This is a genomic window from Cognatundibacterium jejuense, assembly GCF_014284255.1.
GTDB lineage: Bacteria > Pseudomonadota > Gammaproteobacteria > Burkholderiales > Burkholderiaceae_D > Undibacterium > Undibacterium jejuense.
In genome coordinates, this window is record NZ_JACOFV010000010.1 from 37,237 (window position 1) to 50,270 (window position 13,034).

At 47.1% G+C, this 13,034-nt stretch carries 12 protein-coding genes; 7 read left to right on the plus strand and 5 right to left on the minus strand.

Annotated features, from left to right (window positions below):
• Window positions 1-48: 48 nt before the first annotated feature.
• From gatB to gatC, 4 genes are read right to left on the minus strand one after another with little or no spacing between them, the layout of a single operon-like run.
• The gene (gene gatB / locus H8K32_RS11500; RefSeq protein ID WP_343067996.1) at window positions 49-1,530 is read right to left on the minus strand and encodes an Asp-tRNA(Asn)/Glu-tRNA(Gln) amidotransferase subunit GatB; all 1,482 of its coding nucleotides are present in this window, start codon (window positions 1,528-1,530) and stop codon (window positions 49-51) included.
• A gap of 31 nt (window positions 1,531-1,561) precedes the next feature.
• Window positions 1,562-2,062, minus strand: a complete 501-nt coding sequence (locus tag H8K32_RS11505) for a hypothetical protein (RefSeq protein ID WP_186912673.1) — start codon at window positions 2,060-2,062, stop codon at window positions 1,562-1,564.
• Complete coding sequence (gatA, locus tag H8K32_RS11510) at window positions 2,059-3,513, minus strand: Asp-tRNA(Asn)/Glu-tRNA(Gln) amidotransferase subunit GatA (protein WP_186912675.1); 1,455 nt, start codon at window positions 3,511-3,513, stop codon at window positions 2,059-2,061. Before gatA ends, H8K32_RS11505 begins: the two co-directional genes overlap by 4 nt.
• 30 nt (window positions 3,514-3,543) lie before the next feature.
• Window positions 3,544-3,846: an Asp-tRNA(Asn)/Glu-tRNA(Gln) amidotransferase subunit GatC gene (gene gatC / locus H8K32_RS11515; RefSeq protein WP_186912676.1), complete on the minus strand. Its 303-nt coding sequence runs from the start codon at window positions 3,844-3,846 to the stop codon at window positions 3,544-3,546.
• A 469-nt stretch (window positions 3,847-4,315) separates the two neighbouring features.
• On the opposite strand from gatC, the gene H8K32_RS11520 reads away from it, so the two are divergent.
• From H8K32_RS11520 to H8K32_RS11545, 6 genes are all read left to right on the plus strand, one after another.
• A complete protein-coding gene (locus H8K32_RS11520; RefSeq protein WP_176801730.1) occupies window positions 4,316-5,359 on the plus strand; it encodes a rod shape-determining protein in 1,044 nt (347 codons plus the stop codon).
• A gap of 310 nt (window positions 5,360-5,669) precedes the next feature.
• A complete protein-coding gene (gene mreC, locus H8K32_RS11525) occupies window positions 5,670-6,797 on the plus strand; it encodes a rod shape-determining protein MreC (protein WP_186912678.1) in 1,128 nt (375 codons plus the stop codon).
• Window positions 6,794-7,312, plus strand: a complete 519-nt coding sequence (gene mreD / locus H8K32_RS11530) for a rod shape-determining protein MreD (RefSeq protein WP_186912680.1) — start codon at window positions 6,794-6,796, stop codon at window positions 7,310-7,312. Before mreC ends, mreD begins: the two co-directional genes overlap by 4 nt.
• A 45-nt stretch (window positions 7,313-7,357) precedes the next feature.
• Window positions 7,358-9,319 (plus strand): penicillin-binding protein 2, encoded by a 1,962-nt coding sequence (gene mrdA / locus H8K32_RS11535; RefSeq protein WP_186912682.1) that lies wholly within the window; start codon window positions 7,358-7,360, stop codon window positions 9,317-9,319.
• Between the two features lie 2 nt (window positions 9,320-9,321).
• Window positions 9,322-10,434 (plus strand): rod shape-determining protein RodA, encoded by a 1,113-nt coding sequence (rodA, locus tag H8K32_RS11540; protein ID WP_186912684.1) that lies wholly within the window; start codon window positions 9,322-9,324, stop codon window positions 10,432-10,434.
• Window positions 10,431-11,624, plus strand: a complete 1,194-nt coding sequence (locus tag H8K32_RS11545; protein ID WP_246447305.1) for a septal ring lytic transglycosylase RlpA family protein — start codon at window positions 10,431-10,433, stop codon at window positions 11,622-11,624. The genes rodA and H8K32_RS11545 overlap by 4 nt, the downstream gene beginning before the upstream one ends.
• A 37-nt stretch (window positions 11,625-11,661) precedes the next feature.
• On the opposite strand, the gene rsmI is transcribed toward H8K32_RS11545, so the two are convergent.
• Window positions 11,662-12,588, minus strand: coding sequence for a 16S rRNA (cytidine(1402)-2'-O)-methyltransferase (gene rsmI / locus H8K32_RS11550; protein ID WP_186912685.1), 927 nt, complete (start codon window positions 12,586-12,588; stop codon window positions 11,662-11,664).
• 40 nt (window positions 12,589-12,628) lie between these two features.
• Here rsmI and H8K32_RS11555 point away from each other — a divergent pair, with 40 nt between their 5' ends.
• The gene (locus tag H8K32_RS11555) at window positions 12,629-13,015 is read left to right on the plus strand and encodes a YraN family protein (protein WP_186912687.1); all 387 of its coding nucleotides are present in this window, start codon (window positions 12,629-12,631) and stop codon (window positions 13,013-13,015) included.
• The last annotated feature ends 19 nt before the right edge of the window (window positions 13,016-13,034 follow it).

The window sequence follows — 13,034 nt, forward strand, 5'->3', positions numbered from 1 at the left end:
TTCTTAATCGCTATAAATGTGCCGCATGTAGTACATGCAGCACTGGGATTAGCCTGCTAATTTCTTTTTGAGCAGTTCATTGACTTGTGCTGGATTGCCTTTGCCTTTGGTGGCTTTCATCGCTTGTCCAACCAGTGAGTTAAAGGCCTTTTCTTTGCCTGCACGATATTCGTCAACGGATTGCTGATTGGCTGCCATGACTTCATCGATGATTTTTTCGAGAGCGCCGACATCGGAGATTTGTTTCAAGCCTTTGGATTCAATCACCTGGTCTGCCAGATTCACATCAGCGGACGGTGCTTGCCACATTGCGGCAAAGACTTCTTTAGCGATCTTGTTGGAAATCGTGCCGTCAGCAATGCGCTGCAACAGGACTGCCAATTGAGCTGCGCTGACAGGAATCGCACTAATTTCTATGCCTTCACGATTCAAGGTAGATGCGACATCGCCCATCATCATGTTGGCAGCGGGTTTGGCTTGTGCTACACCAGCCGCATTGACGACTGCTTCAAAATAAGTAGCGATGCCTTTGGACTGCGTCAGGACAGTTGCGTCGTACTCAGGCAAACCAAATTGTTCTACAAAACGGCTACGCATCGCGCCTGGCAATTCAGGCATGGTGCAGCGTACTTTTTCTACCCACTCAGCACTGACTTTGAGTGGTGGTAAATCTGGGTCAGGGAAGTAGCGATAGTCTTGTGAATCTTCTTTGCTACGCATAGAGCGCGTTTCTTTTTTGTCCGGATCGTAAAGACGAGTTTCTTGCACAACGGTGCCACCATCTTCGATCAGTTCGATCTGGCGACGTACTTCGTGATTGATCGCTTCTTCCAGGAAACGGAAGGAGTTCAAATTTTTAATTTCAGCCCGGGTGCCAAATTCTTTTTGACCCACCGGACGCACAGAGACGTTGGCATCGCAACGGAACGAACCTTCTTGCATATTGCCGTCACAGATATCTAGCCACATTACTAATGAATGCAGGGCTTTGGCGTAAGCAACTGCTTCGGCGGCGCTACGCATGACTGGTTCAGTGACGATTTCCAGCAATGGAGTACCAGCGCGATTCAAATCGATACCGGTCATGCCTTGATAATCTTCGTGCAGCGATTTACCCGCGTCTTCTTCTAGATGTGCGCGTGTCAATTGGATGTTTTTGACTTCTGATTTGCCGTCTTTTTCAACCACGCAAGCGACGTAGCCGCCTTGAACTACCGGGATTTCAAACTGACTGATCTGATAGCCCTTTGGCAAATCAGGATAGAAGTAATTTTTACGTGCAAAAATCGATTCTGGCGCAATTGTCGCGCCGACTGCCAGACCAAACTGGATGGCTTTTTCTACGGCCGCTTTGTTCATCACTGGCAATACACCTGGCAACGCCAGATCAACCGGGCTGGCCTGCGTATTTGGCTCTGCGCCAAATTGTATCGATGAACCGCTAAAAATTTTTGAATTGGTTTTAAGTTGTACGTGTGTCTCAAAACCGATAACCACTTCCCATTGCATAGTAGTTCCTTCGTATTTAATCTTAATCTGTTTTAATCTGGCTTACATTGACTCAGTCTTGATACTCGCATTGACCGTTGCTGGTATTGATTTTGAGTTCAGTAAAATTCATTCTTGACCCACATAAAGCGGGGCAGGTCGGTCTGATATGTACCATCTCGCCCTCGCGTTCAACGCGGATGCTGCATTGGTAACCGCGATCAAAATCATAGCCACGCTGAGTTCGGGTGGCGATTGCATCTTTTAAACTGATACGCCAACCTTTTTCAGTCACTTCAGCTAGTAACTGATCATCTTTATCGATGCTGCATTCATGACCATGATCGGTGCGAAACAAAGATGATTCCCACTGAAAATCATCGATGGTATTGCCATGCAATTTTATATGTGCCTGATCGGCAAAAATCAGGCGCTCACCATTACCATCTTCAAGCTTGGTCTGCGTACACTGCACATGCAAATCCAGCGCTGGCTCTTGTGCTAACGTGGTTATGCTGGCTGTGCTAAACAGCAAAGCAGTCACTAAACTGAGCTTAAAGTGGCGTGTTTTCATACAGGTGAGCGTTGATGCCAGTCGGTCACTTGTTGGTACTGATGAGCTACATTTAATAAGCGTGCCTCATCAAAGTAGTTGCCGATTAATTGTAAGCCGACCGGACGCTTGGAATTTTTTTCACCTTGTCCAAAACCACAAGGTATCGACATGCCTGGCAAACCAGCGAGGCTGGTCGACAATGTGAAAATATCAGCCAGATAGTTAGCCACCGGATCATCAGACTGCGCGCCCAAATCCCACGCCACGGTTGGGGCAACTGGCCCCATAATGACGTCACATTTTTCAAAGGCTGCAGCAAAATCCTGCGCAATCAGGCGGCGAATTTTTTGTGCTTGCAGATAATATGCATCGTAGTAACCATGCGATAACACGTAAGCACCGACCAGAATACGGCGTTTGACTTCGTCGCCAAAACCTTCGGTACGCGACTGGCGATACATGTCGTTGAGGTCTTTGTAATCCGCTGCGCGATGGCCGTAACGTACGCCATCAAAGCGACTCAGATTGGATGAGGCTTCAGCTGGCGCAATCACATAATAAACAGGAATGGATAGTTCGGTTTTTGGTAAAGAAATATCCACCAAAGTCGCGCCGAGCTTGACGTATTCTGCCAGTGCAGCACGAACAGATTGTTCAACGTCTGCCGCCAGACCTTTGCTGAAAAACTCTTTCGGCACACCGATGCGCAAGCCTTGCAGAGATTTGTTCAAATCACGGTTAAAGTCTTCGGCTTTGCGTTCTACTGAGGTAGAATCTTTTTCATCAAAGCCCACCATGGCATTGAGCAGCATGCCGCAATCTTCAGCCGTTTGCGCAATCGGGCCACCTTGATCGAGTGAAGAAGCAAACGCAATCATACCGTAACGCGATACGCTACCGTAGGTTGGTTTGATACCCGTTACGCCACAAAAAGCGGCTGGTTGACGGATGGAGCCACCAGTGTCTGTACCGGTAGTAGCTGGCGTCAGACGCGCGGCGATTGCTGCGGCAGAACCACCGGAAGATCCACCTGGTACTGCGGTTTTATCCCAAGGATTTTTGACTGCTCCAAAAAATGAATTCTCATTCGCAGAACCCATCGCAAACTCATCACAATTGAGTTTGCCAAGTGTCACCATGCCAGCTTGCGCGAGTTTTTCAACAACAGTAGCGTCAAATGGACTGACGTAGTTTTCCAGCATGTGTGAACCGGCAGTCGAGCGCAGATCACGTGTCACAAATATATCTTTGTGTGCAATTGGAATGCCAGTCAGCGCAGTGGCTTTGCCACTCGCCAACAGCGCATCGGCAGCAGCTGCTTGTTTGAGGGTGAGTGCTGGATCGACATGCAAAAAGGCATTCAGATCACTAACAGCAATGCGATCTAAAAAATGTTGCGCGAGTTCAGTCGCAGAAACCTGTTTGCTGTGCAGCAGGTCAGATAATTGGGCAAGGGTTTTTGTATGCATTTGTTTGTTCCGAATTCTTTTCCGAAAATCTTATTCAATCACCTTAGGTACCAGGTATAAGCCATCCTGGGTTGCTGGCGCGCACTGTTGGTATTCCTCGCGGTGATTGCTTTCTGTGACCACATCTTCCCGCAAACGCAATGCCATCTCAGGCAATAAAGCAGCAATAGGATGACTCAGCGGTGCTACACCAGTGGTATCAATGGCTTTAAGTTGTTCCGCCAGGGCAAAAATCCCATTGAGTTTGTCGAGCGTCGAGTCTGCTTCCGTATCGGAAATTTTTAACTTTGCCAAATTGGCAATGCGAGTTACATCGTTAAGTGTCAGTGACATGATTTATGGGCGCTTAAGGCGCAAAAAAAGTCCAAAAGAGTGTCAAAAAAGAGTGATGGAATTGTTACAAAATTGCAGCACTGGCGAGTGAACTTATAAGCATTGAGTTGACTCTATTTAAAAAATAGAATTTTCTCTCGTTTAGTTACTTAATGTCACAAAGCGGTGTTAATTCCATGTAAATATTTATAAATCCCGATACTGCATTTTTAGGTGTTGGTATCAAGTAAATTTAAGAAGATTATAAGGTAGAATGATGGGTTAATGCCCTAAAGGTGTGCTAAATCCCTCAACTTAGTCTTAGCCTTGGATTTGTATAGCATTTTTAAGACGGTAGATAGGGTACAAAATTCGTGGTGTAGCGACTTAGGCATTGGTGTGATAATTGGTATAAATTTTATCGCGGCGATTTGCCTAAGATTCTGCACGCAACAATAGTTAAAGTAATAGTTAAAATACAGGACAATACATGTTTGGTTTCTTACGTAGTTATTTTTCAAATGATCTGGCGATCGATCTGGGTACAGCAAATACATTGATTTATGTTCGTAGTCAGGGCATCGTCCTTGATGAGCCGTCCGTTGTGGCAATTCGCCAGGAAGGCGGACCTAATGGTAAGAAGACGATCCAGGCTGTTGGTAAAGAAGCTAAGCAAATGTTGGGCAAAGTGCCGGGTAATATTGAAGCGATTCGCCCGATGAAAGACGGCGTGATTGCTGATTTTACGGTCACCGAGCAAATGCTCAAGCAGTTCATCCGTATGGTGCACGATACAAAATTCTTCAAACCGTCCCCACGTATCATCATTTGCGTTCCTTGTGGTTCTACCCAGGTTGAGCGTCGTGCAATTCGTGAATCAGCACTCGGCGCTGGCGCTTCTCAGGTTTATCTGATTGAAGAACCAATGGCAGCAGCGATTGGTGCTGGCTTGCCAGTATCTGACGCGACTGGTTCTATGGTGGTGGATATCGGTGGTGGTACTACGGAAGTCGGTATCATTTCTCTGGGCGGCATGGTCTACAAAGGCTCAGTGCGCGTCGGCGGCGACAAGTTCGACGAAGCGATCGTCAACTACATTCGCCGTAACTACGGCATGCTGATCGGTGAACAAACTGCTGAAGCGATCAAAAAAGCGATCGGTTCTGCGTTCCCAGGCTCCGAAGTGAAAGAAATGGAAGTCAAAGGACGCAATCTGTCAGAAGGCATTCCACGCTCATTCACTATTTCCAGCAATGAAATTCTGGAAGCCTTGACTGATCCTTTGAATAACATCGTTTCTGCAGTAAAAAACGCACTTGAACAAACCCCACCAGAACTCGGCGCAGATATTGCTGAAAAAGGCATGATGCTGACCGGTGGTGGTGCTTTGTTGCGTGATCTGGATCGCTTGCTCATGGAAGAAACAGGCTTGCCAGTGATCGTAGCTGAAGATCCTTTGACTTGCGTGGTACGTGGCTCGGGTATGGCTTTAGAGCGCATGGACAAACTCGGTTCTATCTTCTCCTACGAGTAATTAAAAAAATCGCGAAACTGTCGTTTCTGCATAAAGCTTATGGCCGTACTCATTGGAATAAATGTACGGCCTTACTCATATGTGCCGCAAACACAGTTGGCTTCAGTTGATAAGATTGAGAAGAGCGTCCGAATGGATAAGTGCAAGGCAAAATTGTGATTTTATTGATGTCTGCTGATCTGATCTGGATGTAAAAATATTGTTGCAGAGCCGGCTTACGATGTGTCGGCTTTTTGCTTTTAGAACGCTCGCAGGCTGACCCAGCACTGTGCTGCGAACAGGCAAACCTGTTTCTGATGATTGATATAGTATGGATTACAGTCCGCCACCTCTCTTCAAACAAGGCGCATCAGCCCGTGCCAGAGCGATTTTTTTCGCGATTCTTGCCATTTTTTTGCTGGTCGTTGATTCCCGTCTCAAATCTCTGACCTTAGTTCGCCAGATAATAGGTACCGTTCTCTATCCTGTGCAAATGGTGGCCGTGGTACCCAGCCTGACCTACAAAAACATTTCGCATTACTTTGTGTCTTTGAATGATCTGGAAAAAGAAAACACGCATCTCAAGCGTTTGCAGACATCAAATGCCGACGTACTACAACAAACTTCGCAATTGCAGTCAGAAAATAACCACCTGCGGCAATTGCTCAATGCCCGCGAACGCTTGCCTGTGAAATCAGTCCTGGCAGAAATCATCTACGATGCGCGCGACCCATCCACCAGCAAGGTGATTGTTGACCGCGGTATCAAAGATGGTATTGCTCTGGGACAGCCAGTGATCGACGATTTGGGTGTGGTCGGACAGGTGACCCGGGTTTTTCCTTTGACGGCAGAAGTAACCTTGTTGACGGATAAAAATCAGGCAATTCCGGTTCAAATCTTACGTAATGGCTTGCGCAGTGTCGCTTATGGACGCGGACAATCCGCTTATCTTGATATGCGCCTGACGTCGAACGCGGATATTCAAAATGGTGATCAATTGGTCACGTCGGGTATTGATGGTATCTACCCACCGGGCCTTGCCGTTGCAAAAGTCGCGCAGGTCGAGAGTAAGGCCGTGACCACACTGGAAAATATTTTATGCATACCTGCTGCTGGTATAGATCGTAATAAGCAACTATTGATTTTACAAGTCTCCACAGATAACTTGCCGCGACCAGATACCGAAGATGTGCGCGCGAAAAAAGAAAAAATCAATCGTAAAGTGACTCGTGATACGACACCACCACAAAGCGATATTAAACCGGTTGATCAGCAATCGCTGGCACAGACCGCCAGCAAAGATGCGGCAACGTTAGAGTCTAATCGGGTAGTATCGCCAAAAATCGACGTTAGCAAAACAGGTGCGTCCAAATCTGACGCTATAAGAATTGAACCTGCAAAAGTTGAACCCGCTAAAGCTGAGACAGTGAAGCCAGCGAATAAGGAAACCGCAAAATGACACAACCGCATTACATTTTGTTGCCGGTCAATCCATTGTTTATTGCGTTTAGTCTGGCATTGGCTTTTTTGCTTAATTTTTTACCTTGGGGTGGCTTTATTGCCGTGCCGGATTTTGTTGCACTGGTATTAGTATTCTGGAGTATCCATCAACCACGTAAGGTTGGGATTGGCGTCGCCTTTGCGATGGGTTTGTTGATGGATGTGCATGATGCCATACACCTTGGCGAAAACGCACTTGCCTACACCTTATTGACTTACTTTGCGATCACCATTCATCGCCGCGTTTTATGGTTTCATCCATTGACGCAGTCTTTGTATGTATTTCCTTTGTTTTTGTTTGTCCAATGTTTGCAAATTGCTGTGCGTCTTATCGTCGCGCCTGATGCGCATTTTCCTGGCTGGCTGTATTTTTCTGAAAGCGTCGTGACCACAGCATTATGGCCGATTGCAACGCTGATACTGCTTGCTCCACAACGTCGTGCGATCAACAAAGACGATACGCGTCCCATTTGACCATCATGTGTATTTCCTGTCGCAGCTGTAAGCAAACTAAACATCATGAATGAACTAAAGAACACGGAGCGCGAGCTCTATTATTTCCGTATGCGGCTGATTTTTATCGGCATCTTCGTGTTCGCCTGCTTTTCTGTCTTAATTTCGCGTTTTGTCTGGTTGCAGATAGTGAAGTATGACGACTATGTACTGCAGGCTGATGATAATCGGATTGACGTAGTACCGGTGGTGCCTAACCGCGGTCTGATTATGGACAGAAATGGCGTCATTCTGGCGCAGAATTATTCGGCCTATACCCTGGAAATTACGCCATCCAAAATTACCCAGGATATGGATTTACTGATTGATAACCTGTCGGCACTGGTTGATATCCAACCCAAGCATCGTAAGCGCTTTCGAAAGTTGCTGGATGAATCTAAAAATTTTGAAAGTCTGCCGATTCGTACCCGTTTGACCGACGATGAAGTCGCGCGTTTTACGGCACAACGTTTTCGTTTTCCCGGCGTTGATATTCAGGCGCGCTTATTCCGTCAATATCCGCAAGGCGACAGTGCTTCGCATGTGATTGGTTACATTGGTCGTATCAGTCCTAAGGATGCGGAAATTATTGACGATATGGAGGACAGTGCAAATTACAAAGGCACTGACTATATCGGCAAAGAAGGTTTGGAAAAAAGCTACGAAACGGCGCTTCATGGCACGACCGGTTTTGAACGTGTGGAAGTCTCAGCCAATGGGCGCGCCGTCCGCACACTGTCACGCACGCCACCGACGTCGGGACAAAATTTAATCCTTTCAGTGGATATCGAATTACAAAAGGTCATTGAAGAAGCGTTCGGTGATCGGCGTGGTGCCTTGGTTGCGATTGAACCCGAAACTGGTGACGTTCTTGCGTTTGTGTCTAAACCTTCGTACGACCCTAACTTATTTGTCGAGGGTATCGATCAACAAAGCTGGAACGAATTAAATACATCAGAAGACAGGCCGCTGTTGAATCGCCCATTGTCAGGTACCTATCCACCGGGTTCTACCTATAAACCGTATATGGCTTTAGCGGCACTGGAATTAGGCAAACGCACGCCTTCACAAGCGATTGCAGATACCGGCTTTTTCATGTTTGGTGGACATAGGTTTAATGACGATAAACCTGGCGGTCACGGCATTGTAGACATGTACCGTTCTATCGTCGTGTCATGTGATCCGTATTACTACATGCTCGCAAATGATCTCGGTGTAGATACCATTCATGATTTCATGAAGCCATTTGGTTTTGGTCAGAAAACCGGTATTGATCTGGAACATGAAAAGACGGGTTTGTTGCCGTCGACTGAATGGAAGCGGACTGCCTATAAAAAAGCTGCACAGCAAAAATGGTATGCCGGCGAGACAATCTCCTTGGGGATCGGGCAAGGGTATAACAATTTTACGCCACTGCAAATGGCGCACGCCATGGCAACTCTGGCCAACAATGGCATCGTCATGAAGCCGCATCTGGTCAAAATGACAGAAGACCCTAAGACGCGTCAGAAGACCTTGACCGTACCAAAAGAAAGTTATCGTATTCCTTTGAAGCAGGAAAATATTGATTTCATTAAACATGCGATGGTCGGTGTCACCACTGTGGCAGGTGGTACCGGTTACATGAAATTTCATGATGCTGAATATATCTCAGGTGGTAAAACCGGGACAGCGCAGGTAGTAGGTATCAAAAAAGGTGAAAAATATAATGCCAAAACGACGGCAGAACGGCAGCGTGACAATGCCCTATATATCGCCTTTGCGCCCGCTGATAAGCCGAGAATTGCGCTGGCCATGGTGGTAGAAAACGTTGGTTTTGGTTCTGAGTTTGCGGCCCCGATAGCACGTAAAGCCCTCGATTATTATCTGTTAGGAAAACGTCCTTCTGATAAGGATAAACCGCCTGTTGCCAAAACTGACGTCACATCTGCGTCACCAGCACAAGTTGACACAACAGCTGTTCCGGCGGCACAAGAAATAAGGGATTGACGATGCAACATTCACGCTTTAATTGGCAATCCATGCGCTCATACATTATGGTGTTTGATGCGCCGTTGGCAATTTTGCTGTTTCTGATTATGTCGACTGGAATTATTACGCTTTACTCAGCTGGCATCGATTTCCCGGGAAGGGTAGAGGATCAGTTGCGCAATATTCTGGTGTCGTTTGTCATTATGTGGATTTTCGCCAATATCCCGCCGCAGACATTGATGCGGTTTGCCATTCCGATTTACAGCTTTGGTGTCGCCTTGTTACTTGCGGTGGCAGCATTCGGGATGGTGAAGAAAGGCGCGCGCCGTTGGCTCAATGTTGGTACACCAATCCAACCATCCGAAATTATGAAAATTGCCACACCATTGATGTTGGCTTGGTATTTTCAAAAACGTGAGGGTGCTTTGCGTTTAAAAGATTTTGTCGTGGCAACAGTCATTTTATTAATTCCAACGGGGTTGATCGCAAAACAACCCGATCTCGGAACGGCGCTACTGGTGGTTGCTGCCGGATTTGCGGTCATCTTTTTGGCTGGATTGTCCTGGAAAATCTTAATTTCCTTGATCACCTTCGTTGCTATTGTGACGCCGACCGTGGTTTGGCCATATATGTTGCATGACTATCAGCGTGACCGTGTACTGACAATGCTAGACCCAACCCGTGATCCTTTAGGCAAAGGCTTTCATATTATTCAATCAACAATTGCCGTGGGTTCTGGTGGATTGCATGGCAAAGGCTGGTTGAAGGGGACACAGGCGCATCTGGAATTTATTCCGGAACGTACTACCGATTTTATTTTTGCAGTGTTTTCCGAAGAATTTGGTTTTATTGGCAATGTAATATTAGTTAGTTTGTACTTTTTATTAATATTGCGTTGTCTTATGATTGCAGCTAATGCTCCTACCCTGTTTGCCAGATTGATGGCGGGTTCAGTAACCATGATATTCTTCACGTATGCGTTTGTGAACATGGGGATGGTTAGCGGGATTTTGCCTGTGGTCGGTGTGCCTCTGCCTTTTCTTAGCTATGGCGGCACCGCATTGGTCACGCTGGGTATGGCGGCGGGTATTATGATGAGCGTTCAACGAAATCGTAAGCTGGTGCAGACATGAAGAAAATTTTTTCAAACAAGCAATTGCAACGATGTTATCTGATGGCGGCACCAGCAGTGCTGCTGGCAGCCTGCGGAACTGCACCAAAACAGCCGACTATCATTGCCGATACCAACCGTCCACAAACGAAAACGCCAACCATTAGCAGCCCCGCGCCGGTATTACCAAAAGCAGGTTCGGGCAAAGGTGGCTATTACAAAGATGATGGCCCGGGTGATAATCCACCACCAGGTTTGGAATTCACGATGGACCCGATTCCAGTCATGGAAGATTTTTCGCGCTCAGCGAATAAGCCCTACGCGGTATTTGGCAAAACTTACACACCTATAGTCGATAACTCTACGCCCTTCATTCAGCGTGGAATTGCCAGCTGGTATGGCAAAAAATTTCATGGGCAGAAGACTTCATCGGGTGAGTTGTACGACATGTACAAAATTACCGCTGCTCATCCAACCTTACCAATTCCTTCCTATGCCAGAGTTACTAATCTGAGTAATGGCAAGCAAATTATCGTTCGCATTAATGATCGTGGGCCTTTCCATTCGAACCGGATTATTGACCTTTCGTACACTGGCGCATTGAAGTTGGATTTGTTGGGGAAAGGAAGCAGTCAGATTGAGGTTGAACGCTTACTGCCAGCCGACATAGAGCGCATGGCAGAAAACCGAAAAAATCAACCTGACAATAATTCTCGTGCGATAGCGGCGAATGATATATCGCATAACCAGCCGGTGGCCAAGATACCAACGCCACAAGTGGTTCAGGCTCTGCCAGTGACTACCGCTGTCGTCGCCAGCAAACCAGTTCTTGCGTCCTCCGGCGCATCGGCACCGCAAGCTGACACGATAAGTATGGAAGATTTGTTGGCTTCCCAACAAACTAAAGAAGCTGCACAAGCCAGTAATACAGAACCAGTGAACAATGACAAGGTATCTGTACCAACGCAGACTGCAGGCAGTGGCGCGTATTATTTGCAATTTGGTGCATACGCGATTCGCTCGAACGCTGAATCTATCATGAGCCACTTAAAAAGCCGTGCCGAGAGTCGTCTGCCCGACTTTGATATTGTGCAGCAAGGTAGCCTGTACCGCTTGGTCAGCGGACCATTTCATAGTCGTTCAGAAGCTATGTCAGCATTAGCACAAGCCGGTAATCTGGGCGTAGGACGTCCAATGGTGGTGCAACGCTGAGCCTGAGGCTTCTCTGGGTAGCTACTGCGCACTACGCTTAATCAGACTCGGCTTGCTTCATTTCCAATGCTATTTGGTATAAAGCATTTTTTTTCAACCCGGTTAATTGTGCTGCCAGGTTGGCCGCCTGTTTGACGGAACATTCTTCGAGCAAAATACCTAGTACCCGGCGTGCTTCCAGATCATTTTCGCCTTCAGCCGCTTGGCTAGCGTCGAGCAAAATCACGTATTCGCCTTTTTCTCTGTGGGCATCTGCTGCCAGCCATGCTGGCGCTGCGCTCAACGGACAACGGTGAATTTCTTCAAATAACTTACTGACCTCACGAGCTAATACGATTTGATGATCATCACCAAATACGTCCAACATGGCATGCACGGTTTCTGTAATTCGATGCGGTGCCTCGTAAAAAATCAGGCTGGCGGGTACGTTGAGTAAGCTACGCAGTGTCGTTTCGCGCTGCCCTGCTTTGGCTGGTAAAAAACCAACAAAATAAAAACGATCGGCTAACAAACCACTTGCAGACAAAGCGCTGATCGCTGCCGATGCACCAGGTAATGGCGTCACAGGCACCCCGGCAGCCTTTAACACATCAACAATTTTTGCTCCCGGGTCAGACACGCCTGGCGTACCAGCGTCGGATACCAGCGCAATTCGTTCGCCCGCTTGCAAACGTTGCAGGATTTTTTCCGCCACTTCACGTTCATTATGCTGGTGGGCGGCAATTAAGGGCTTATGAATCCCATATCGCCCCAGCAGTTGTGCCGTATTGCGCGTATCTTCGCAGGCAATTGCATCTACTATTGTTAGCAGGTGTAAAGCACGTAAGGAAATGTCTGCAACATTCCCGATCGGCGTAGCGACTACATATAATGTTCCGGCCGGGTAATTTTGCCGAACCACCGCATCAATAATGGTTGGGCTGGTGAACATGATGGATTCTGCTGTGGATTCGGTAGTACTCATACCCGGTATTCCAATTTAATCAAAACCAGATTGTACGACAATGAGACGCGAACCCGTTCAAGAAAGTGCTCCCCATGACAAGAGAACCAGCCGCCGCCGTAGCGGAGATGATGGTGAATTGCACGCCTTGCAGTATCTGGAACAGAACGGCCTTAAGTTGATACAAAAAAATTTCCTTTGCAAGGGCGGTGAGCTTGATCTGATCATGCGTGATGGCAAAACCTTGGTGTTTGTGGAGGTAAGGAAACGTGCCTCTATGCAATTTGGTGGCGCTATCGCCAGCATAACTGCTGCAAAACAAAGAAAAATGCAGCATGCGGCACAGGTATTCTTACTTCAACTGAAACAACAACCACCATGCCGGTTTGACGTGATTGCCATCGAAGCGGGTACAATTCATTGGTTACAAAACGTAATTGTTGCTTAGCGACTATCGTATAATCTGA